Origin of the sequence: Streptomyces sp. NBC_01142, from assembly GCF_026341125.1 — a bacterium.
Lineage (GTDB): Bacteria > Actinomycetota > Actinomycetes > Streptomycetales > Streptomycetaceae > Streptomyces.
In genome coordinates, this window is the sequence record NZ_JAPEOR010000001.1 from 411,436 (window position 1) to 434,687 (window position 23,252).

Here is a 23,252-nt window from a genome sequence, read left to right on the forward strand (position 1 = left end):
CTCCTCGTGAGGTCCCGGCCCTGCCCCGGACCCGTACAGACCATGATTTAGCGCCCGATATCTCGCTTTACGGCGAGGGGCACGACCCCCTGAGAGGGATTGACGCATAGTGCTCGACGTCAACTTCTTCGACGAGCTGCGGATCGGCCTTGCGACCGCGGACGACATCCGACAGTGGTCCCACGGCGAAGTGAAGAAGCCGGAGACCATCAACTACCGCACGCTCAAGCCCGAGAAGGACGGACTCTTCTGCGAGAAGATCTTCGGTCCGACCCGGGACTGGGAGTGCTACTGCGGTAAGTACAAGCGTGTCCGCTTCAAGGGCATCATCTGTGAGCGCTGTGGCGTCGAGGTCACCCGCGCCAAGGTGCGCCGTGAGCGGATGGGCCACATTGAGCTGGCCGCGCCTGTCACCCACATCTGGTACTTCAAGGGCGTCCCCTCGCGCCTTGGCTACCTGCTCGACCTCGCGCCGAAGGACCTCGAGAAGGTCATCTACTTCGCCGCGTACATGATCACGTTCGTGGACGAGGAGCGCCGGACGCGCGACCTGCCCTCGCTGGAGGCCCACGTCTCCGTCGAGCGCCAGCAGGTCGAGAACCGCCGTGACGCCGACCTCGAGGCCCGCGCCAAGAAGCTCGAGACCGACCTGGCCGAGCTCGAGGCCGAGGGTGCCAAGGCCGATGTGCGCCGCAAGGTGCGCGAAGGCGCCGAGCGTGAGATGAAGCAGCTGCGCGACCGTGCGCAGCGCGAGATCGACCGCCTCGACGAGGTGTGGAGCCGCTTCAAGAACCTCAAGGTCCAGGACCTCGAGGGCGACGAGCTGCTCTACCGCGAGCTGCGTGACCGCTTCGGCACGTACTTCGACGGCTCGATGGGTGCCGCGGCGCTGCAGAAGCGCCTGGAGTCCTTCGACCTCGAGGAGGAGGCCGAGCGTCTCCGCGAGATCATCCGTACCGGCAAGGGCCAGAAGAAGACCCGTGCGCTCAAGCGCCTCAAGGTCGTCTCCGCGTTCCTGCAGACCAGCAACAGCCCCAAGGGCATGGTGCTCGACTGCGTGCCGGTCATCCCGCCGGACCTGCGTCCGATGGTGCAGCTGGACGGTGGCCGCTTCGCGACCTCCGACCTGAACGACCTGTACCGCCGTGTGATCAACCGCAACAACCGTCTCAAGCGTCTCCTTGACCTCGGTGCCCCCGAGATCATCGTGAACAACGAGAAGCGGATGCTGCAGGAGGCCGTCGACGCGCTGTTCGACAACGGCCGCCGTGGTCGCCCGGTGACCGGTCCCGGTAACCGCCCGCTCAAGTCCCTCAGCGACATGCTGAAGGGCAAGCAGGGCCGATTCCGTCAGAACCTTCTCGGTAAGCGTGTGGACTACTCCGCGCGTTCCGTGATCGTCGTCGGCCCGCAGCTGAAGCTGCACCAGTGCGGTCTGCCCAAGGCCATGGCGCTGGAGCTCTTCAAGCCGTTCGTGATGAAGCGCCTGGTCGACCTGAACCACGCGCAGAACATCAAGTCGGCCAAGCGCATGGTCGAGCGCGGCCGCACGGTCGTGTACGACGTGCTCGAAGAGGTCATCGCCGAGCACCCGGTGCTGCTGAACCGTGCACCGACGCTGCACCGCCTCGGCATCCAGGCCTTCGAGCCGCAGCTGGTCGAGGGCAAGGCCATCCAGATCCACCCGCTCGTCTGCACCGCGTTCAACGCGGACTTCGACGGTGACCAGATGGCCGTGCACCTGCCGCTCTCCGCGGAGGCGCAGGCCGAGGCCCGCATCCTGATGCTGTCCTCGAACAACATCCTGAAGCCGGCCGACGGCCGTCCGGTCACCATGCCGACCCAGGACATGGTGCTGGGCCTGTTCTTCCTCACGACCGACGAGGAAGAGCGCAAGGTCATCGGTGAGGGCCGGTCCTTCGGCTCCACGGCCGAGGCGATCATGGCGTTCGACGCCCGCGAGCTCTCGCTCCAGGCGAAGGTCGACATCCGCTTCCCGGTGGGCACCATCCCGCCGCGCGGCTGGACCCCGCCGGTCGGCGAAGAGGGCGCTGCATCCATCAGCGACTCCGTCGCGGGGGAGTGGCAGCAGGGCGACAGCTTCCGGCTGCGTACGACTCTGGGCCGCGCGCTCTTCAACGAGCTGCTGCCCGAGGACTACCCGTTCGTCGACTACTCGGTGGGCAAGAAGCAGCTCTCCGAGATCGTCAACGACCTCGCCGAGCGCTACCCCAAGGTCATCGTGGCGGCGACGCTCGACAACCTGAAGGCGGCCGGCTTCTTCTGGGCGACCCGTTCCGGTGTCACCGTGGCCATCTCCGACGTCGTGGTCCCCGAGGCCAAGAAGGCGATCGTCAAGGGCTACGAGGAGCAGGACGAGAAGGTCCAGAAGCAGTACGAGCGCGGTCTGATCACCAAGGACGAGCGCACGCAGGAGCTCATCGCGATCTGGACCAAGGCGACCAATGAGGTTGCCGAGGCGATGAACGCGAACTTCCCCAAGACGAACCCCATCTTCATGATGGTTGACTCGGGTGCCCGAGGAAACATGATGCAGATGCGTCAGATCGCCGGTATGCGTGGTCTGGTGTCCAACGCCAAGAACGAGACGATTCCGCGTCCCATCAAGGCGTCGTTCCGTGAGGGTCTGTCCGTGCTGGAGTACTTCATCTCCACGCACGGTGCCCGTAAGGGTCTGGCGGACACCGCCCTGCGTACCGCCGACTCGGGTTACCTGACCCGTCGTCTGGTGGACGTCTCGCAGGACGTCATCATCCGCGAGGAGGACTGTGGCACCGACCGCGGTCTGAAGCTGCGGATCGCCGAGCGCGGCGCCGACGGTGTGCTGCGCAAGGCTGAGGACGTCGAGACGTCCGTGTACGCCCGCATGCTCGCCGAGGACGTCGTCGTCGACGGCAAGGTCATCGCGCCGGCCAATGTCGACCTGGGCGATGTGCTCATCGACGCGGTCGTCGCCGCGGGCGTCCAGGAGGTCAAGACCCGCTCGGTCCTGACCTGTGAGTCCGCGGTCGGCACGTGTGCGTACTGCTACGGCCGTTCGCTCGCCACCGGCAAGCTGGTGGACATCGGTGAGGCGGTCGGCATCATCGCCGCCCAGTCCATCGGTGAGCCCGGTACCCAGCTGACGATGCGTACCTTCCACACCGGTGGTGTGGCCGGTGACGACATCACCCAGGGTCTGCCCCGTGTCGTCGAGCTCTTCGAGGCTCGTACGCCCAAGGGTGTCGCCCCGATCTCGGAGGCGGCAGGCCGCGTCCGTATCGAGGAGACCGAGAAGACCAAGAAGCTCGTTGTCACCCCCGACGACGGCGCCGAGGAGACGGCCTTCCCGATCTCCAAGCGTGCCCGTCTGCTGGTGGGCGAGGGCGACCACGTCGAGGTGGGCCAGAAGCTCACCGTGGGTGCCACCAACCCGCACGACGTGCTGCGGATCCTCGGTCAGCGCGCGGTCCAGGTCCACCTGGTCGGCGAGGTCCAGAAGGTCTACAACTCGCAGGGTGTGTCGATCCACGACAAGCACATCGAGATCATCATCCGGCAGATGCTGCGCCGTGTGACGATCATCGAGTCCGGCGACGCGGAGCTGCTGCCGGGCGAGCTCGTCGAGCGCTCGAAGTTCGAGACCGAGAACCGTCGTGTGGTCACGGAAGGCGGCCACCCGGCCTCCGGCCGTCCGCAGCTGATGGGTATCACCAAGGCCTCGCTCGCCACCGAGTCGTGGCTGTCGGCGGCGTCCTTCCAGGAGACGACCAGGGTTCTGACCGACGCGGCGATCAACGCCAAGTCGGACTCCCTGATCGGCCTCAAGGAGAACGTCATCATCGGTAAGCTCATCCCGGCCGGTACGGGTCTGTCCCGCTACCGCAACATCCGGGTGGAGCCCACCGAGGAGGCCAAGGCCGCGATGTACTCGGCCGTCGGCTACGACGACATCGACTACTCGCCGTTCGGCACCGGCTCCGGCCAGGCCGTTCCGCTGGAGGACTACGACTACGGTCCGTACAACCAGTAAGGCGTAGAGCCCCTGGACCCCCTGGTGTTTTCTGCCGGGGGGCTGGGGGGCCGGGGTTGTCCCCGGGACAGCACAGGTCAGGGCGGCCATCCCTCGCGGGATGGCCGCCCTGTGCCGTATGTTGCAGGCCGGTGTGTCCTGCGCGTGTGCATTTGTTTTGACCGGAGCCGATGCGGTAGGTACGCTCTGTCCTTGTGCCTGGGGTGTGCCTGGGCTCGTGTGCGTGTCCTCAACCGCATGTCGAGCCTGTTGGCGGCCGCCGTAATCTGCGCTCTTCCCGCCTTCCGGTGGGGGCCTGCAGTATTCGACACACCCGACCGCGTGGGTCGGCGACGTTCCAGGTTAGTTTCACATACGGCACACAGAAACCGGAGAAGTAGTGCCTACGATCCAGCAGCTGGTCCGGAAGGGCCGGCAAGACAAGGTCGAGAAGAACAAGACGCCCGCCCTCGAGGGTTCCCCTCAGCGTCGCGGCGTCTGCACGCGTGTGTTCACGACCACCCCGAAGAAGCCGAACTCGGCGCTGCGGAAGGTCGCGCGTGTGCGTCTGACCTCCGGCATCGAGGTCACGGCCTACATTCCGGGTGAGGGACACAACCTGCAGGAGCACTCCATCGTGCTCGTGCGTGGTGGCCGTGTGAAGGACCTGCCGGGTGTTCGCTACAAGATCATCCGCGGTTCCCTTGACACCCAGGGTGTCAAGAACCGCAAGCAGGCCCGCAGCCGCTACGGCGCCAAGAAGGAGAAGTAAGAATGCCTCGTAAGGGCCCCGCCCCGAAGCGCCCGGTCATCATCGACCCGGTCTACGGTTCTCCTCTTGTCACGTCGCTGATCAACAAGATCCTGCTCAACGGCAAGCGTTCCACTGCCGAGCGGATCGTCTACGGCGCCATGGAAGGCCTCCGCGAGAAGACCGGTGCAGACCCGGTCATCACGCTGAAGCGCGCCCTCGAGAACGTCAAGCCGACTCTCGAGGTCAAGTCCCGCCGTGTTGGTGGCGCCACCTACCAGGTGCCGATCGAGGTCAAGCCCGGTCGCGCCGCCACCCTCGCGCTCCGCTGGGTCGTGGGTTACTCCCGCGCCCGCCGCGAGAAGACCATGACCGAGCGCCTCATGAACGAACTGCTCGACGCCTCCAACGGCCTCGGCGCTGCGGTCAAGAAGCGTGAGGACACGCACAAGATGGCCGAGTCCAACAAGGCCTTCGCGCACTACCGCTGGTAGTCGCTACCCACATCGAGACCGAGAGAAGATTGAGCCTTATGGCCACCACTTCGCTTGACCTGGCCAAGGTCCGCAACATTGGGATCATGGCCCACATCGACGCGGGCAAGACGACGACCACCGAGCGCATCCTGTTTTACACCGGTGTGAGCTACAAGATCGGTGAGGTCCACGACGGCGCTGCCACGATGGACTGGATGGAGCAGGAGCAGGAGCGCGGCATCACGATCACGTCCGCCGCGACGACCTGTCACTGGCCGCTCGAGGACGTCGATCACACCATCAACATCATCGACACCCCGGGTCACGTCGACTTCACGGTCGAGGTGGAGCGTTCGCTCCGCGTGCTCGACGGTGCCGTCACGGTGTTCGACGGTGTCGCCGGCGTTGAGCCGCAGTCCGAGACTGTGTGGCGTCAGGCGGACCGCTACGGCGTTCCGCGTATCTGCTTCGTCAACAAGCTCGACCGCACCGGTGCCGAGTTCCACCGCTGTGTCGACATGATCGTGGACCGCCTCGGCGCGACCCCGATCGTGATGCAGCTGCCGATCGGTGCCGAGGCGAACTTCGAGGGCGTCATCGACCTCGTTCGTATGAAGGCTCTTGTCTGGTCCGCCGAGGCCACCAAGGGCGAGATGTACGACGTCGTCGACATCCCCGCCACGCACACCGAGGCGGCCGACGAGTGGCGCGGCAAGCTCCTCGAGGCTGTCTCCGAGAACGACGACGAGATGATGGAGCTGTACCTCGAGGGCCAGGAGCCCACCGAGGAGCAGCTGTACGCCGCCATCCGTCGTATCACCATCGCGTCCGGCAAGGGCGGCGGCACCACCGTCACCCCCGTCTTCTGCGGTACCGCGTTCAAGAACAAGGGCGTTCAGCCCCTGCTCGACGCGGTTGTGCGCTACCTCCCCTCCCCCCTGGACGTCGAAGGCATTGAGGGCCACGACGTCAAGGACGCGGAGAAGGTCGTCATGCGCCGCCCGTCCGAGGACGAGCCGCTGGCTGCTCTGGCCTTCAAGATCGCGAGCGACCCGCACCTGGGCAAGCTCACCTTCATCCGGGTTTACTCGGGTCGCCTGGAGTCCGGCACCGCTGTGCTGAACCCCACCAAGGGCAAGAAGGAGCGCATCGGCAAGATCTACCGTATGCACGCGAACAAGCGTGAGGAGATCGCCTCGGTGGGCGCCGGCGACATCGTCGCCGTCATGGGCCTGAAGCAGACCACCACCGGTGAGACGCTGTGCGACGAGAAGAACCCGGTGATCCTGGAGTCCATGGACTTCCCGGCGCCGGTCATTCAGGTCGCGATCGAGCCCAAGTCCAAGGGTGACCAGGAGAAGCTGGGTGTTGCCATCCAGCGTCTCGCGGAGGAGGACCCCTCCTTCCAGGTTCACTCCGACGAGGAGACCGGCCAGACCATCATCGGTGGTATGGGCGAGCTTCACCTCGAGGTGCTGGTCGACCGCATGCGGCGCGAGTTCCGCGTCGAGGCGAACGTCGGCAAGCCCCAGGTCGCGTACCGCGAGACGATCCGCAAGACCGTCGAGCGTATCGACTACACGCACAAGAAGCAGACCGGTGGTACCGGTCAGTTCGCGAAGGTGCAGATCGCGCTGGAGCCCATCGAGGGCGGCGACGCGACCTACGAGTTCGTGAACAAGGTCACGGGTGGCCGTATCCCCCGTGAGTACATCCCGTCGGTTGACGCGGGTGCGCAGGAGGCCATGCAGTTCGGCATCCTGGCCGGCTACGAGATGGTGGGCGTCCGCGTCACCCTTCTCGATGGTGGCTACCACGAGGTCGACTCCTCCGAGCTGGCATTCAAGATCGCCGGTTCGCAGGCGTTCAAGGAGGGTGCCCGCAAGGCGTCCCCCGTGCTGCTCGAGCCGATGATGGCCGTCGAGGTGACCACGCCCGAGGACTACATGGGCGATGTCATCGGCGACCTCAACTCCCGCCGTGGCCAGATCCAGGCCATGGAGGAGCGCAGCGGTGCTCGCGTCGTGAAGGGCCTCGTGCCCCTCTCGGAGATGTTCGGCTACGTCGGAGACCTCCGCAGCAAGACCTCGGGTCGCGCAAGCTACTCGATGCAGTTCGACTCCTACGCCGAGGTTCCGCGGAACGTCGCCGAGGAGATCATCGCGAAGGCCAAGGGCGAGTAACTCTCCCGAGTTCACGCTTTAGGCTTGTCACCGGAGCCTGCTGGGGCATTCCCTCCGATTCAGGGAGGGAATGGCCCGGGCCCCGGCATCCCAGCAAAGATCACCTGGCGCCGATGAAGCAAGGCGTACAGAACCACTCCACAGGAGGACCCAGTGGCGAAGGCGAAGTTCGAGCGGACTAAGCCGCACGTCAACATCGGCACCATCGGTCACATTGACCACGGTAAGACGACCCTCACGGCCGCCATTACCAAGGTGCTGCATGACGCGTACCCGGACCTGAACGAGGCTTCGGCCTTCGACCAGATCGACAAGGCTCCTGAGGAGCGCCAGCGCGGTATCACCATCTCCATCGCGCACGTCGAGTACCAGACGGAGTCGCGTCACTACGCGCACGTCGACTGCCCGGGTCACGCGGACTACATCAAGAACATGATCACGGGTGCGGCGCAGATGGACGGCGCCATCCTCGTGGTTGCCGCCACCGACGGCCCGATGCCGCAGACCAAGGAGCACGTGCTCCTGGCCCGCCAGGTCGGCGTTCCCTACATCGTTGTCGCGCTGAACAAGGCCGACATGGTGGACGACGAGGAGATCCTGGAGCTCGTCGAGCTCGAGGTTCGTGAGCTCCTCTCCGAGTACGAGTTCCCGGGCGACGACCTGCCGGTCGTCAAGGTCTCGGCGCTCAAGGCGCTCGAGGGCGACGCCGAGTGGGGCAAGACCGTTCTCGACCTGATGAAGGCCGTCGACGAGTCCATCCCGCAGCCCGAGCGTGACGTCGACAAGCCGTTCCTGATGCCGATCGAGGACGTCTTCACGATCACCGGTCGTGGCACCGTCGTCACCGGTCGTATCGAGCGTGGTGTCCTGAAGGTCAACGAGACCGTCGACATCGTCGGTATCAAGACCGAGAAGACCACCACCACGGTCACCGGCATCGAGATGTTCCGCAAGCTGCTCGACGAGGGCCAGGCCGGTGAGAACGTCGGTCTGCTCCTCCGTGGCATCAAGCGCGAGGACGTCGAGCGCGGCCAGGTCATCATCAAGCCGGGTTCGGTTACGCCGCACACCAGCTTCGAGGCCCAGGCCTACATCCTGTCGAAGGACGAGGGTGGCCGTCACACCCCGTTCTTCAACAACTACCGCCCGCAGTTCTACTTCCGTACCACGGACGTGACCGGCGTGGTGACCCTCCCCGAGGGCACCGAGATGGTCATGCCGGGCGACAACACCACCATGACCGTCGAGCTGATCCAGCCCGTCGCCATGGAGGAGGGCCTCAAGTTCGCCATCCGTGAGGGTGGCCGGACCGTCGGCGCCGGCCAGGTCACCAAGATCAACAAGTAATTGCTGATCTGACCTGGTAGCTCCCTGAGCTGCGAAAGGGGCCCGTACGACTTCGGTCGTACGGGCCCTTTGCGTGTGCTGGGGCCTCCGCTGCTGCTCGGGCGGATTGCTGCGCCGTGGACTGGGCGACGGCGGCCTTTCGCGACCGGCTGGAGGTCGTGGTCACGGGTGACGTGGAGCCCAGCGGTATGGGGGTACGGATGCGCAGGGGGAAGCGGTTCGCGTTGGGTGGCAGGGTGTGACGGCGGAGCCGGCGGCCCGGCCCGGCCCGCTCAGGGGGCCACGGGCAGAGGCGGCTGTTCGGCCGCCGGTCCCAGGTACGTGTACTCGGTGGACCGTGCGATGCCCACGGAATCCAGGCGTTGACGGAAGCGGACCCGGAAGTGGACGTTGTCCCCGAGGCCAGGACGCATGCGCAGCAGTTCCTCAGGCACCTCGAAGTGGACGTCGTAGGCCGGCGCGTTCTTGGCCGTGCCCGTCTTGACCTTCACCCAGCCGCTTTCGCGCAGCTCGGTGATGCGGCCGGAGATGGTGATCACCTGGTCGCGGTTTCTCGTCTCGCGGAGCCGTTCGACATGGCGCCTGCCCCGTTCGGTCAGCCGGGCGCGGCGCATTCCGCCGTCGGCGGCGTACCAGGTCATGCCCAGGTCGAGCCGGTACTTGCTCAGGGCGCGGGCCAGCGCTTCCACCGCGTCGAAGAGCCGCGCCCATTCCTGGATGTCCTGTCCGACTCCAGGGCAGTGAGCAGCCTGGTGAGCGTGTGCATGCCCGTGCTTGCGGCGGACGTGGCGGGTGCGTCCAGGGTGTGCTCTTCCGAGGAGGCGGCGGGGATCACGGGGCGGGCATGGGCTACGGTGCTGCCCGCCGAGATGCCGGTGAGTTCCAGCTGCACCGGGGTGCCCGCTGCGGCGGAGACCGCGTTCTCCACGGGGTTGAGCAGGGCGTCGCCCCACTGGAAGCGGAGAGCGCCCCCTTCGGTGTCCGGGCCGGTCAGGCGGAGCAGAAGCTCTTCGTCGAGGCGGGCGTCCGGCTCGTACACGCGGACCGCCGCGAGGCGGCTCGCCCGGTGCTCGGCCTCGATCTCCTCCTCGTCCCGCTCCTCGGTGCCCATGTCGTCGAGGAGCCGCGCAGCGGCGGTCTCAGCGGCTGCGGGGTCCTCCGCCAGGAGCGCGCGCCTGCGCTCGCGCCAGCTGTCGCCGGTCATCACAGTCGCACCTCCAGGCAGCACGTGAAGTCCTGTCGGATACGGGAGGGCGTTGTCCTGGAGGAGGTTGCGGCGGAGAGCTCGGGAGTGACGGATGGCGGGCACGGCGCGGCAGGCGCGGCCGGTCCGCCCCTGTGGTCTGCTCCTGACTGAAGCCGTCATCGGTCCCCTCGGAGTGCTGTGCGGGCCATCCTGCCGGTACGGCATCCCAGCCCCCACGGGTTCTCGTGGTTCGGCCCGCCGCCGCTGCGCCCGCCCGGCACGTGCCCGGTTGCGGGACCCGGAAGGAGCGGTCGCAGTCCTCGCACGTCTGGAGCGGGTGCCGGACGGCCGGTGGTGCGGCGGGGACGCGGAACGTGGCGGGGCCGTCGCGCTGGGATACGCGTCCCGGCGGGGGTCGGCGTCTGCCTGCGGTTGTGTCGCGCCGAGCGTAGAACGGGCGACGGCTCCCGGGTCCAGCGAGGTCGGTGATGTTCACTCGCGTGAGTGAGGATGGGCCCCGGGCGGGAGGAGTGGGGCTTGGTCGGGTTCCGGCGCAAGGGCGAGTTCGGCCCACACGGTCTTGCGGGGGAGGGGCCCCGGGATGACACCCCACCGGTCGGACAGGGACTCGACCAGCAGCAGTCCCCGCCCCGACTCGTCGTCGGGGCAGGGCTGTTGGGGAAAGGTGCCCGGCAGATGGTCGTGGCGGGTGTCGGTCACCTCGATGCGCAGTACGCGGCCGTCCTCCGTCGTGGTGAGCGCCAGCCGGAAGTCCCGGCCCGGCACCCGGCCGTGCAGGGCCGCATTGGCGGCGAGTTCGGCGACGACGTGTTCCGCCCGCTCGGTCACCCCGCACGCGACGTCCCACTCGCGCAGCTGTGTGGCGGCGAGCAGCCGGGCGAGGCGCGCGCCGCGCCGGGTGGGGGAGAGCAGCACGGTGAAGCGAGGCGTGGTGGCACCGAGTTGGGTGGTTTTCTGGTTCAGGCCGCCCAGCGTGGCGGGGGCGCGCCTACGCTGACCAGTGACGACTCGGTTGCGTACGGTGACTGTCCAGGGCTTGTCCGGCGCTGTCGGATCTGTCCGGAGGGGGCCGCACGGGTACGGGCGTCGTCTCAGGTGCGGAGGGTTCGGCGGTATGTCGGAGGTGCGTGCGGGTGCGGATGACGGTGGAAACGGACGGTACAGAGCCCGAGGGCGAGACGGACGAGCCCGGTTGGGAGGTCGACCCCGAGGACGAGTCGGGGGCGGCGGTCGTCGCGACGGTGGGGCGGCAGCTCAAGCTTCGGCGCGAGGCGGCCGGGATGCGGGCGGGCGAGTTCGGGGTGGCGATCGGGTACGGGGAGGACCTGGTCTACAAGGTCGAGGCGGGCAAGCGGATTCCGCGCCAGGAGTACCTGGACAGGGCGGACGAGGTGCTGGGGGCGGGTGGGCTGATCGCCGCGATGAAGCAGGACGTGGCGGAGGTCCGGTACCCGAAGAGGGTGCGGGAGCTTGCGCGGTTGGAGGCGCAGGCTGTCGAGCTTGCGCTGTACAGCACCCACAGCGTCCACGGCCTTTTGCAGACAGAGGAGTACGCGCGGGCGTTGTTCGGGATGCGTCGGCCCGCGTATTCACAGGATGAGGTGGAACGGGCGGTGGCCGCGCGCATGGCGAGGCAGTCGATCTTTGAGCGATCGCCTGCCCCAGAACTCAGCTTTGTCCAGGAAGAGGTGACGCTCCAGCGTCCTCTCGGAGGGAAGATGGTGCTACGGGGGTAGCTCGAACGTCTGCTTGAAGCTGGGCAGTTGCGCAACGTCGAGATCCAGGTGATGCCACTCGACCGTGAGGAGCATGCTGGAGTGGACGGTGGGATCGAGGTGCTGAAGTTCAAGGATGGGTCTGCGGTCGGACGCTCTGAAGGGGCGTTCAACGGCCGTCCGGTGTCCGATCCGAAGCAGCTCCGGATCCTTGAGCTGCGGTATGGCATCATCCGGGCCCAGGCTCTCACGCCACGAGAGTCGCTGGCCTTCATCGAGCAAGCGCTGGGAGAGACATGATCCGCAAGGGATCTGCTGGGGACGCTTCCGAGTTGGAGTGGTTCAAGAGCAGCTACAGCAGTGGCAGCGAAGGTGACTCCTGCGTCGAGATTTCGCGTACCCCCCGCACGGTGCACGTCCGTGACTCCAAGAACATCGGGGGCCCTCAGCTTGCGCTCACGATGGATGCCTGGGCGGATTTCGTGACGTACGCGACGGAGCGCTGACCTCAACTGCTCGCGCCCCGCCCCCGGTTGATGCCGAGTGCGGGGCGAGTTGCTTTGAGCAGTCAGAACAGGGCGTCGGGCTGGGAGAACAGCCGTCCTCGAAGTCTTCGCCGGCTGTCGAGTGCGCACCGGCGTTCCCGGCTCGGTCACGTGCAACTGCCGTCCTGCATGACCAGGCCCGCCTCGGCGGTCTTGCTTGAGACCCACGTCGTCCGCGATCAGCAGATTGGTGCGCGGCATCGGCAGAGCGCGCACCGCCGGGTCCAGCTGGTAGTCCTGGATCTCCACGCCGGAGCGGAACGGGGCCTGGAGCGCGGTCCTGTCGGCGCCCACCTGGCTCGCGCATGAGTATCAGCGAAGGCCGCATCTCTGATGCGGGCCTTCGCGTTGTCGCTGCCGCTGTAGGCGCCCGGTCGCCGGTGCGTCAGCCGGCGGTACTTGCCTCGGGCGCCCAGATCCAGGGGTGCGCGTCCGCCCCCAGGCCCACGACGGTGGCGCCCGAGCGGCCCAGGTGCAGGGCGGGAGTGTCCAGTGCCAGTGGGCCGGACGTACGGGTCAACAGCCGCCCCCCGAGGCGTAGTTGTACCTGCCCGCGGAGATCCCTGCCGAGAAGTACGGCTCCGTTCGGGGCAGTGGCCGCGCTCACCGGGCCGTAGCCGTCGAAACGTACGGCGGGCAGCCGCCCACCGTCGGGGCGGACGGCCGTCAGCCGGTGGGACGCCGTCCCGCGGCCGTCGTCCGGCGTCTCCTGCTTCCAGGCCCGCTCCACGCGGTACAGCAGCTGTATGCGGCCGTCCTTGCCGGCCAGCGCGGCGGGGGAGTCCACGGCGACCGGCAGCTGCCCGGCGGGCCGGTGCGTCAGCGGCTGCCCGGGCGCGTCCTGCGTCCAGTGGTGCACGCTCGCGTGGCCCGCGCCGAAGACATGGATGCGTCCGGCGCCGTCCACCACGGTGGTCAGGCCGTCCTGGATCTCGCTGCCTGCGAGGTCCTGCCAGCCGTCCCAGTGGCCTTCCGTGTCACGGACCCGGGTGCTGATGCCCTTGTCCGCGTTGCGTACGAACAGATGCACCCGGCCGTCGGGGGCCGTCACCGCCACCGGAACGCCGATCCGCCGCCCGCGGTCGTCGGTCCGCTCCGGATTGCCCAGCCCCTGCCAGGCGAGGAAGGGGCCGCCGGCGGAGCGCTGCTCCAGCAGCACGATCTCGCGGGTGTTGGCCGCGCCGTGCCCGCTGAGGGCGGAGAAGCGCAGCCCGAACAGCAGCTGCCGGCCGTCCGCCAGGGTTGCCGCGCCGAGCGCGGGCGCCAGCGGACCGCCGCCCAGGTCGTCCGGGTTGCCCCACCGGCCGCTGTCGCGCTCGGTCTCGCGCCACCGCACCGCGCGCAGCCCCAGGACTCCGTACGCGGCCAGCCTGCCGTCCGGCTCGGCGGCCACCGCAGGGCGGGCGCCCGGGTAGCGGTAGTGGGTGGAGCGGACCCAGCCCTTCTTGTTCTTCAGGGGCCGCTTGCCGCCGACGTTGTAGTCGCCGCAGCCTGCCGCGTTGCCGCACTCCCACGCGGCGTCGCCGCCGTACGGGACCAGATGCGCGGCCTTCCGCTTCAGCACGCTCTCCGGCAGGTTCTTCGGCCAGTGGCGGTTGTAGTAGCCGCGGAAGGACGTGGCGACGAAGGCGGGCACCTGGCCGCCCTCCTGGGTGGCCTCGGCCACCCAGCTCACCATGGCGGCCCAGCTGAAGCAGGCCACGGCGGTGTGGTCGGCGTGGTCCGAGTAGCCGCGCTGCTCGCTGTCGTTCTTACGGGTGGTTTCGTCGCTGTACTGGATGTCCGGGTCGGGGTCCAGGGTGTGCACGGCCGTGGGCCGGTAGCGGTCCATCAGCCCGACCAGTACGTCGACGAGCTGGTCGTAGTCGTACGAACCGGCCTTGCGTACGGGGGAGTCGTCGGCGACGACGGTGCGCAGACCGAGCGCCCGGTCCTTCCACAGACTGGGCAGGCCCATCCGGCCGCCCCGCGCGGTGTGCATGGCCAGATTGAGGAAGATCAGCTCGACCCGGCGGGCCCCGTTGGCGAGGGTGTTGATCTCGGCCCGCTGGTCGCCGCGCAGGGTGGCGACGCCCTTCTGCCAGTCGGTGAACCTGGGCAGGCCGAGCAGCGCCGCGTAAGCCTGGCGCAGCCCCTGATGGCGGGCGGAGGAGTACGCGGTCTTGTCGGCCACCGGCGTGGGCTGCCCGGGCACCTTGTTGAGGCCGTTGGCCTCCCCCGCGGTGACATACACACAGACCAGCGGTACCCCGGAGTCGAGCATCCGCTGGGTGTCGGGGTTCATGAAGTACAGATCGTCGTCCGGGTGGGCCAGGATCTGCATCAGCTGTGCGCGCCGCGAGGTGGCTATGGGCATCCCGGGCGCGGGGTCGGCCATGGGCCCGGCTCGCCTCGGGGCGGGCACCGAGCAGGAGGTGAGTGCCGCGGCCGTGGCGACGGCTGCCGTGGCAGTGACCACAGTCCGTCGGCTCGGGCCGGTGGAACGCGCCGCAGGCTGCCCCGGGGCATGCGCGATATTCATCTGTCGTGCTCCGTCCGCTCCGCTCGCAGCGGGCAGACAGGCCCCCCGTGCTGCGTACCGTTGAACTCCCCTGAACTCCCCACTGGGCGGACGGGCTGGTCAGAGCCGTTCCGCGATCAACAAGACGGGTTTTCGACGTGCCGGGTTGCCCCCGGCGCCATGCTTTGTTCATGGAGCGGGGGCGCTCGGCAGAGGGTCATTCACGGGCGGCAGAGGGTCGGCGGAGCGTCAGTTCAGGGTCGGGAGCTCACCGCACTCCTCGTGTGTGAGGGTCGTGTCGGGCAGGCCCCTGAGCCATCGTCCGGCGATCTCGTCGAGCCGGGCCCGGCCGGGCGGGGCGGGGCCGAGGCCGATGGCGTAACGGGTGGATGCCCGGGCGGTGGTGAACGGGCGGGGCCAGGCATGGGCGTCCGTCGCGCCCGCCTCCTCCAAGGCGGTGAGGAGTGCCCTCATCCGGCCGCGTACCCGGCCCTCGTCGGCATCCGGACCCAGGGTCAGGACCGCCCAGGCCGCGTGGCGGCGATGCAGGGGCGGCGGGGAGAGCAGTTCCGGCCGGGGATCGGTGCCCTGGGCCGCCGCGCTCTCCACGATCTCCCAGGCCCGGAACAACTCCTGGGCCAGCAGGTCCCGTCCACCGGCGGAGACCTGTTCGGTGCAGGGCCGCACCGGCTCGGTCGGGGTCATGACCGTGACCGGCAGATGCGGGCCCGGGCCGCCTACCGGGATGCGCCAGTCCCAGGCCGCCCAGGTGGCGAAGAAGTGCCGCAGCAGGTCGCCGGGCGGCAGCTCCCCGGCCTCGCGGGCGGTACGGGCCGCCAGTACGGACCAGGCCAGGCCCGGCAGGCCGCCGAACGGGGCCGAGTCCAGCCCGCGTGCCTTCGCCCAGGCCTTGACCTCCCTGGCGAGCCGGGCGAACGCATCCCGGTGCTCGCCGGCCGCGGTGAGCACCGCGTCCGCGTCGCTCACCGCGCTGAGCGCGATCGCCGACGCCTCGCCCAACTCGATGCGGCGGGCGACCGCGTCGGAGGGGGCCATCGAGCCCGTGGCGACGACGGCAAGGTCCACGTTCAGCCCGTCGACGCAGAGCCGCAGCCCGGGCACCCTCGCGCCGATCACTTCCCGTACCCCGGTCGCCTCCGGCAGCGCCGCCGTCACCCGGGCCCGTACCGCGGCCGGGTCGGCGTCGCCGGGCAGCGCGGCCACCAGGTCCAGATCCGCGCCGGGCAGAGCGCAGCCCATGCGCCGTGAGCCGACGACGTACACGACTCCGTCGGCCAGTGCCTCCGAGACGCGGTCCGCGGTGCGGGTGTCCGCGGTACGGGTGTCCGCGGTACGGGTGTGCGTGGTGCGGGTGTCCGCGATGCGGGACGCGTCCTCCGCGGCCGGTGCACCCGACCGCCGCTCCTCGCGAAGCCACCGCACCTCGCCCGTCCCCAGGGCGACCGTCGCCCGTACCCGCATCGGCTCGCCGCCCCTGCGGGACAGCAGGGCCAGTTCCCCGACCTGAGCGGTCAAGGCGGCACCGAGCCGGTCGGCGCACTCCGCGGTGAGCGCATGCGGGTCCCGGGTCCTGCCCAGGCTCAGATGCGGGGTGAAGCCCTCGCGGTGGCCCCGGCAGCGCGGGAACCGCTGTTCCAGCGCCCGCCGCAGCTCCGCCCACGGTTCCTCGCCCGCCGCGGCCGGGTCGAGCCATACGGTGGCGTCCTCCCGGTGCCCGAAGCTGTGCACGCCCTCCAGCCGCGCGGTGAACGGACCAATCGTGGCTGCCGCCACGGCCAGCAGCGGGGCCGCCTGCTCGAAGTCGCACTCGGGTACGAAACCGAAGAGCAGGTTGACGTGCGGCGGCCAGCGGCGGATCTGCGGGTCATGGTCCCGGCGGATGTCCTGGAGCGGCGGCCAGAGCTCCTGCGGCGGGATCCACGCCACCGCCGTACGGGCCGTCGGCCGTACGTCGAGAACTCCCACAGGCCCCTCACCGTCCAGGCTCAGGTCCGCCTCGACGCCGTAGTGGTCGGAGATGTACAGGCCGTCCGGAGTCGGCGTATCCCCTCGCAGGACAGCCCCGTCCACCCGCAGCCCCGGCGCGCGCAGCAGCACCCGGTCCAGCCGGGACACCCGGCCGGACAGCGAGGAGACCGCGGCCAGCGGGTTGACGCCCGGGTCGAAGGTCGGCGTCCGGTCGCCAGGACCGTGCACCTCGCTCCACGCGTCCCGCATTCCGAGCGTCGTCTCCGGCGCGTCCCCGCCGTCGTTGAAGTCGCCGAGCAGGACCACATCGCCCTCGACGCCCGCCAACCCCTCGGCGAGCTCCACCAGTTCGGTCTCCCGCCGGGCCGGCCCGTTCTCGGAGTGGTCACTGCTCAGGTGGGTCGCCGCGACCACGACCGGCCCGGCCACGGTCTCCACGACGACGGCGGTGACGGCCTTGTGCGGGCCCAGGACGTGCGTGCCCGCCTCCCGTACCGGCAGTCGGCTGAGCACCAGCAGCCCGCAGTCGTCGACATCGCGCCCGGACGGGTCGGTGCCCAGCGTGTAGCTGTCGCGCACCCATGGCGCGTCCAGCAGCATGGCGAGCAGCTCCGACTCGACCTCCTGGAGGGCGATGACGTCCGCGTCGGCGTCGCGGAGGGCCGCCAGCAGCAGAGGCCTTCGCCGGGCGGTGTCGATACGGTCGCTGTCGTAGCGGTCCCAGAGGGTGTTCCAGCTCAGTACGCGCAGACCCGCCGAGGCCGGCCCGCCCCGGGGCTCCGCCGCGGCCGCCCAGCCGCCCTGCTCCGCGTCCCAGGCGTACGGCGCCCTCGCGGTGAAGAACGGCGCCCGCAGCCGCCGCGGGTCCCGTACCCGTCCGGCGTCCGTCGCGTCGATCCGGTCCACACCCGTGGAGCGGTCCCAGACCAGCTCGCCGTCCGCCTCGAAGAACAGCACCCGGTGCCACGGGATCTCGCCGCCGGGCACGAAGGCGGACAGCGGCATCCGCTTGGGCGCGGCGCCCCGCTGGATGATCCCCACCACGAACCGGGCCGGGTCGAAGCGCGAGTCCCAGCGCACCCGGTGGTAGATCTCCTCGCTGGTACGCATCTACGCCTCCTCCTCGACGGTCCCGGCCGCGCCGACGTACCACGTGCGGTGCGCCTGGCCGGGATACGGCGGGACGAACCGGTGGAGCTGCGTGGTGAGCACCTCCGGCGGCACCGGCTGCGCCCGGTGGGCGTTGCGCCGGGCCAGTTCGTCCTCGTCGACCAGCACCACCGCGTGGGTGATCAGCGCGTCGCGCCGGCGGGCGACCGCGTGCACCAGGGAACGCTGGTGCGCATTGAGCGATGTGGCGTCCCACACCACGGTCCCACCCGCGGCCAGCGCGCTGTCCAGCCGGTCCAGTCCCGTCCGCAGTACGTCCCTGTTGGCCCTCTGGTCCGCACGTGAGCCGCGTGCCTCGCGCAGATCGTCGAGGGACACGTACGCATCGGTCCCGGGCAGGGCCCGGGCGAAGGTGCTCTTGCCGCTGCCCGAAGGACCGACCATGTGGATCAGCTTCGGAAACTCCCCGGACCGCCACCGCCAGGTCGCGGCAACAGCCTCCTCGGCGGTCGTGATCCGCCCGCGCGCGTACGCCTCGCGGGCCTCCGCCCGGCACCGGTCGGCCGCGGCGGGCTCCAGCGCGGCGAACGCCTCCCGCAGCGACGCCAGTGGTGATTCCAGCGGTGCCTCGCCCAGCAGTCCGGCGTCCTCGGCGTGCAGGGCCGACCAGTCCACCTGCTCACGCGCCCCGGCGTCGGGAGCGACCGCTGCGGCGACGGCGTGCAGCACCCCCAGGTCCACGGCGTACGACATCCGCACCAGCCCGGTCCGGCGCTCCTCGTCGGGATACGGCCGGTGCAGCCCGCCGTGCAGCCCCACCAGGTCGGCGACCTGCCGCGCCAGTGGCATGCCCAGCGGGGCCGCCAGCCGTGCCGCCAGCCACGCCCGCCGACTGTTGTGCAGCAGCGCGGCCAGCACGCCCGCGAGTCGCGCGTCCCCGGAGCGGCCCAGTACATCGAGCCGTGCGGACGCCTCGGCGACGACCGCCTCGTCCGCCGGCTCGTTCGCTGTCTCGTCGGCCGTGCGCAGCCCCACCGCGGCCGACAGGGCCGCCACATCCGGCACCGCCCCCGACCGCACCGCCCACAGCGCGGCGGCCGGGCCGAGACCGTTCTCCACGACGGTGGTGTGCATCCAGTGCGTGCTGGTCTGTACGTGCCCGGTCCGCACCCACTTGGCCACCCGACGCCCGAACTCCCCCTGCCCGAAGCCGTCGACCGTCCGTACGACGTACCCCTCCTGCCGCGCGGTGTCGAGCTTCAGCGCGCGCAGGGCCCGCTCGTCGAAGGTGCCGCGCCAGAGGATGGGCGGCGCGGGAATCCCGAGTCCCCGCAGACAGGGAACGGTCCGGTCCCAGTCCAGGCACCGGCCGTCGCCGTCCCAGACCGAGAAGCCGTAGAACCAGCTCTCCAGCGCTTCGTACGCGATCGAGTGCCGCGCGTACATGTTCTCCCCGCACACCCGCCAGCCGGCGGGCACGCCGTGACCGACCCGCCCCTGCAGGGCTTTGACCCAGGCCCGTGACGGATGGTGCGCGGAGTCCAGCGAGCGGGCGTGCAGCCCGTCGGCGTAGAGCGTCGTGTTCTCCCCGTCGAGCTTCTCGGTGACGACGACTTCGCGGCCGAGGAACCCGGACAGATCCGCGATCCGTACGTCGTCCGAGGCCGCACCCGGCGACCAGGGCAGATGCGGTGTCCGCGGATAGTGCGTGCGCATGGTGAATCAGCCCCCGGCGACGATGATGTGCCCGGTCAGAGTAGGAGCGCGGGGGAGCGGTGATCGAACGAATAAACCGGAAGTGGCCGTGTCCGGCGGACTCCTGGAAGGCCGGGGGAATCGCCATGCTGCCGGTCCGGCTGTGTGGGAGGTGCCCCTCGGGGGTACAGTGCCAGGCTTCGATTGGCCCTGGGCATGCCCCGTATGGCAGACTGTCGGGGTTGCTCGGTTGAGTGCCGATGCTGCGCGCCTCCCGTCGGGAGGACCGGAAGCGAGTCCCACAGTACTCGTCGCCCTATCTGCCGTAAGGCAGCACTGGGGCGGACGTACGGGAATCTTTCGGGAAGCGTCAGCGGGGTGCAGACCAGGCACCCGGTGGGTGTTTTCCCCCGGCTCGCGGTCTTTGGCCCGCACCCCTTGGTTGGGAAATCCTTCGGGAGATCTTCGTAGAGGGAATGCGACACGCCCGACCGCGTGGGTCGGAGAGAACGGTGCTTTCAAGAAGCACAGCCTTCCGGGTTCCAGAGCGTTTCGAGAGACAGGACTACTAGTAGCCATGGCGGGACAGAAGATCCGCATCCGGCTCAAGGCCTACGACCACGAGGTCATCGACAGCTCGGCGAAGAAGATCGTCGAGACGGTGACCCGCACTGGTGCGTCGGTCGCAGGCCCGGTGCCGCTGCCCACTGAGAAGAACGTGTACTGCGTCATCAAGTCGCCGCACAAGTACAAGGACTCGCGCGAGCACTTCGAGATGCGCACGCACAAGCGCCTGATCGACATCCTCGACCCGACGCCCAAGACCGTTGACTCGCTGATGCGCCTGGACCTTCCGGCCGGCGTTGACATCGAGATCAAGCTCTGAGAGGCGCGGAGAAGATGGCAAAGCAGATCAAGGGCGTCCTGGGCGAGAAGCTCGGCATGACCCAGGTCTGGGACGAGAACAACCGTGTCGTCCCGGTGACCGTCGTCAAGGCCGGGCCCTGCGTCGTTACCCAGGTCCGTAAGAACGACATCGACGGCTACGAGTCGGTCCAGATCGCCTTCGGCGAGATTGACCCGCGCAAGGTGAACAAGCCCCTCAAGGGTCACTTCGCCAAGGCCGACGTGACCCCGCGCCGCCACCTGGTGGAGCTCCGTACCTCCGACGCCAGCGAGTACACGCTCGGCCAGGAGATCACTGCCGAGGTGTTCGAGTCCGGCGTCAAGGTTGACGTCACGGGCAAGAGCAAGGGCAAGGGCTTCGCCGGTGTCATGAAGCGTCACAACTTCAAGGGCCTCGGCGCCGGTCACGGTACCCAGCGCAAGCACCGCTCGCCCGGTTCCATCGGTGGCTGCGCCACCCCTGGGCGTGTCTTCAAGGGCATGCGCATGGCGGGCCGCATGGGTAATGAGCGGGTCACCACCCAGAACCTGACCATCCACGCGGTTGACGCGGAGAAGGGCCTGCTGCTCATCAAGGGCGCGGTTCCTGGTCCGAACGGCGGCCTCGTCCTCGTCCGCACTGCGGCCAAGGGGGTCTGAGGACTATGAGCACCATTGACATTCTGTCGCCCTCCGGCGACAAGTCCGGGACCCTCGAGCTCCCGGCCGAGATCTTCGACGCCAAGGTCAGCATCCCGCTGATCCACCAGGTCGTCGTCGCGCAGCTGGCCGCCGCCCGTCAGGGCACGCACAAGGTCAAGCGCCGTGGCGAGGTCCGTGGTGGCGGCAAGAAGCCCTACCGCCAGAAGGGCACCGGCCGCGCCCGTCAGGGTTCGACCCGTGCGCCGCAGTTCGCCGGCGGTGGCGTCGTACACGGCCCCACGCCGCGTGACTACTCGCAGCGGACCCCGAAGAAGATGAAGGCCGCCGCCCTGCGCGGTGCCCTCACCGACCGGGCCCGTAACTCCCGTATCCACGTCGTCACCGGCGTGGTCGAGGGCGCGGTGTCCACGAAGACCGCGAAGACCCTGCTGGGCAAGATCAGTGAGCGCAAGCACGTGCTCCTGATTGTCGAGCGGGCCGACGAGGCCGCGTGGCTGTCCGCCCGCAACCTGCCCCAGGTGCACCTCCTGGAGCCGGGCCAGCTGAACACGTACGACGTGCTCGTCTCCGACGACGTGGTCTTCACCAAGGCCGCCTTCGAGTCCTTCGTGTCTGGCGCGCCTACTGGCCGGAACGATGAGACCGAAGGGAGCGACGCCTGATGTCCGAGGCGACCGTAACCAGCAAGACCTTCACGGACCCGCGCGACGTTCTCGTCAAGCCCGTGGTCTCCGAGAAGAGCTACGCCCTGCTCGACGAGAACAAGTACACGTTCATCGTCGCGCCCGGCTCCAACAAGACCCAGATCAAGCAGGCCGTCGAGGCGGTCTTCTCGGTCAAGGTCACCGGGGTCAACACGATCAACCGTCAGGGCAAGCGCAAGCGCACCCGCACCGGTTTCGGCAAGCGCGCTGACACCAAGCGCGCCATCGTGACCCTTGCCGAGGGCGACCGTATCGACATCTTCGGCGGCCCGACCTCCTGACGGAGGTCGAGTCGTCCGGAATCGGACGAGGACTGAGAAATGGGTATCCGCAAGTACAAGCCGACGACCCCGGGCCGTCGTGGCTCCAGCGTCGCCGACTTTGTCGAGATCACGCGGTCCACGCCGGAGAAGTCGCTGGTCCGCCCCCTGCACAGCAAGGGCGGCCGTAACAACACCGGTCGTGTGACCGTCCGTCACCAGGGCGGTGGCCACAAGCGCGCCTACCGCGTGATCGACTTCCGTCGTCACGACAAGGACGGCGTGCCGGCCAAGGTCGCTCACATCGAGTACGACCCGAACCGCACCGCGCGCATCGCGCTCCTGCACTACGCAGACGGCGAGAAGCGCTACATCATCGCGCCCAAGGGCCTGACGCAGGGCGACCGTGTCGAGAACGGCCCGGCCGCCGACATCAAGCCCGGCAACAACCTGGCGCTGCGCAACATCCCGGTCGGTACGACCATCCACGCCATCGAGCTGCGGCCCGGCGGCGGCGCGAAGTTCGCCCGTTCCGCGGGTGCCTCCGTGCAGCTGCTGGCGAAGGAGGGCACGATGGCCCACCTTCGTATGCCGTCCGGCGAGATCCGGCTGGTCGACGCCCGCTGCCGCGCCACCATCGGCGAGGTCGGCAACGCCGAGCAGTCGAACATCAACTGGGGCAAGGCCGGCCGTCTGCGCTGGAAGGGCGTTCGCCCGACCGTCCGCGGTGTCGCGATGAACCCGGTTGACCACCCGCACGGTGGTGGTGAGGGCAAGACCTCCGGTGGTCGCCACCCGGTCAGCCCGTGGGGTCAGAAGGAGGGTCGTACTCGCTCGCCGAAGAAGGCATCGAGCAAGTACATCGTCCGCCGCCGCAAGACGAACAAGAAGCGCTAGGAGCGGGTTTAGATGCCGCGCAGTCTCAAGAAGGGGCCCTTCGTCGACGACCACCTCATCAAGAAGGTGGACGTCCAGAACGAAGCAGGCACCAAGAACGTCATCAAGACCTGGTCCCGTCGCTCGATGATCGTCCCGGCCATGCTCGGCCACACGATCGCGGTGCACAACGGCAAGATCCACGTCCCGGTGTTCGTCACCGAGTCGATGGTCGGCCACAAGCTCGGCGAGTTCTCGCCGACTCGCACCTTCCGCGGCCACGTCAAGGACGACCGGAAGTCGAAGCGCCGCTAACGCGGGGTGACTGACTATG

General features: G+C 68.8%; 18 protein-coding genes and 1 pseudogene. 13 read left to right on the forward strand and 6 right to left on the reverse strand.

Features of this window, described 5'->3' with window-relative positions; genetic code table 11:
* Positions 1-109 precede the first annotated feature (109 nt).
* The 5 genes from OG883_RS02080 to tuf all read left to right on the forward strand — a co-directional run bounded on the left by OG883_RS02080 (position 110) and on the right by tuf (position 8,769).
* Positions 110-4,033, forward strand: coding sequence for a DNA-directed RNA polymerase subunit beta' (locus OG883_RS02080; protein WP_266534097.1), 3,924 nt, complete (start codon positions 110-112; stop codon positions 4,031-4,033).
* 379 nt (positions 4,034-4,412) lie between these two features.
* Positions 4,413-4,784, forward strand: a complete 372-nt coding sequence (gene rpsL, locus OG883_RS02085) for a 30S ribosomal protein S12 (protein ID WP_003948652.1) — start codon at positions 4,413-4,415, stop codon at positions 4,782-4,784.
* Between the two features lie 2 nt (positions 4,785-4,786).
* Positions 4,787-5,257 carry a 30S ribosomal protein S7 gene (gene rpsG / locus OG883_RS02090; protein WP_266534099.1) on the forward strand — a complete coding sequence of 157 codons (471 nt, stop codon included), beginning with the start codon at positions 4,787-4,789 and terminating at the stop codon, positions 5,255-5,257.
* Positions 5,258-5,295: 38 nt separating this feature from the next.
* Positions 5,296-7,422, forward strand: coding sequence for an elongation factor G (fusA, locus tag OG883_RS02095; RefSeq protein ID WP_266534102.1), 2,127 nt, complete (start codon positions 5,296-5,298; stop codon positions 7,420-7,422).
* 153 nt (positions 7,423-7,575) lie between these two features.
* Entirely contained in the window at positions 7,576-8,769 is a 1,194-nt protein-coding gene (gene tuf / locus OG883_RS02100; protein ID WP_266534105.1) for an elongation factor Tu, read from the forward strand.
* 272 nt (positions 8,770-9,041) lie between these two features.
* Here tuf and OG883_RS02105 read toward each other — a convergent pair whose 3' ends face one another.
* The 3 genes from OG883_RS02105 to OG883_RS02115 form a co-directional block, all read right to left on the reverse strand.
* Complete coding sequence (locus tag OG883_RS02105; RefSeq protein ID WP_266534108.1) at positions 9,042-9,458, reverse strand: hypothetical protein; 417 nt, start codon at positions 9,456-9,458, stop codon at positions 9,042-9,044.
* Positions 9,434-9,973: a hypothetical protein gene (locus OG883_RS02110; RefSeq protein WP_266534111.1), complete on the reverse strand. Its 540-nt coding sequence runs from the start codon at positions 9,971-9,973 to the stop codon at positions 9,434-9,436. Before OG883_RS02110 ends, OG883_RS02105 begins: the two co-directional genes overlap by 25 nt.
* A gap of 474 nt (positions 9,974-10,447) precedes the next feature.
* Positions 10,448-10,939, reverse strand: a complete 492-nt coding sequence (locus OG883_RS02115; protein ID WP_266541161.1) for an ATP-binding protein — start codon at positions 10,937-10,939, stop codon at positions 10,448-10,450.
* Between the two features lie 176 nt (positions 10,940-11,115).
* On the opposite strand from OG883_RS02115, the pseudogene OG883_RS02120 reads away from it, so the two are divergent.
* Together OG883_RS02120 and OG883_RS02125 are read left to right on the forward strand one after the other, a co-directional pair.
* Positions 11,116-11,991 (forward strand): annotated as a pseudogene (locus OG883_RS02120) (helix-turn-helix domain-containing protein).
* Positions 11,988-12,197: a DUF397 domain-containing protein gene (locus tag OG883_RS02125; RefSeq protein WP_266534114.1), complete on the forward strand. Its 210-nt coding sequence runs from the start codon at positions 11,988-11,990 to the stop codon at positions 12,195-12,197. Before OG883_RS02120 ends, OG883_RS02125 begins: the two are co-directional and overlap by 4 nt.
* 424 nt (positions 12,198-12,621) lie before the next feature.
* Here OG883_RS02125 and OG883_RS02130 read toward each other — a convergent pair whose 3' ends face one another.
* The 3 genes from OG883_RS02130 to OG883_RS02140 form a co-directional block, all read right to left on the reverse strand.
* The gene (locus tag OG883_RS02130) at positions 12,622-14,757 is read right to left on the reverse strand and encodes a PIG-L family deacetylase (protein WP_266534117.1); all 2,136 of its coding nucleotides are present in this window, start codon (positions 14,755-14,757) and stop codon (positions 12,622-12,624) included.
* A 228-nt stretch (positions 14,758-14,985) separates the two neighbouring features.
* Positions 14,986-17,835, reverse strand: a complete 2,850-nt coding sequence (locus OG883_RS02135) for a poly(A) polymerase (protein ID WP_266534120.1) — start codon at positions 17,833-17,835, stop codon at positions 14,986-14,988.
* The gene (locus OG883_RS02140; protein WP_266534123.1) at positions 17,836-19,551 is read right to left on the reverse strand and encodes an RNA ligase family protein; all 1,716 of its coding nucleotides are present in this window, start codon (positions 19,549-19,551) and stop codon (positions 17,836-17,838) included. It lies immediately after the preceding gene.
* Positions 19,552-20,107: 556 nt separating this feature from the next.
* On the opposite strand from OG883_RS02140, the gene rpsJ reads away from it, so the two are divergent.
* From rpsJ to rpsS, 6 genes are read left to right on the forward strand one after another with little or no spacing between them, the layout of a single operon-like run.
* Entirely contained in the window at positions 20,108-20,416 is a 309-nt protein-coding gene (rpsJ, locus tag OG883_RS02145; RefSeq protein ID WP_003948644.1) for a 30S ribosomal protein S10, read from the forward strand.
* A 14-nt stretch (positions 20,417-20,430) separates the two neighbouring features.
* The gene (rplC, locus tag OG883_RS02150) at positions 20,431-21,075 is read left to right on the forward strand and encodes a 50S ribosomal protein L3 (protein ID WP_266534126.1); all 645 of its coding nucleotides are present in this window, start codon (positions 20,431-20,433) and stop codon (positions 21,073-21,075) included.
* Between the two features lie 5 nt (positions 21,076-21,080).
* A complete protein-coding gene (gene rplD, locus OG883_RS02155) occupies positions 21,081-21,740 on the forward strand; it encodes a 50S ribosomal protein L4 (protein ID WP_266534129.1) in 660 nt (219 codons plus the stop codon).
* On the forward strand, positions 21,740-22,063 hold the full coding sequence (rplW, locus tag OG883_RS02160) for a 50S ribosomal protein L23 (protein WP_148838706.1): 324 nt from the start codon (positions 21,740-21,742) through the stop codon (positions 22,061-22,063). The genes rplD and rplW overlap by 1 nt, the downstream gene beginning before the upstream one ends.
* Positions 22,064-22,102: 39 nt before the next feature.
* Complete coding sequence (gene rplB / locus OG883_RS02165; RefSeq protein WP_108151510.1) at positions 22,103-22,939, forward strand: 50S ribosomal protein L2; 837 nt, start codon at positions 22,103-22,105, stop codon at positions 22,937-22,939.
* 12 nt (positions 22,940-22,951) lie between these two features.
* The gene (rpsS, locus tag OG883_RS02170) at positions 22,952-23,233 is read left to right on the forward strand and encodes a 30S ribosomal protein S19 (RefSeq protein WP_030351437.1); all 282 of its coding nucleotides are present in this window, start codon (positions 22,952-22,954) and stop codon (positions 23,231-23,233) included.
* Positions 23,234-23,252 lie beyond the last annotated feature (19 nt).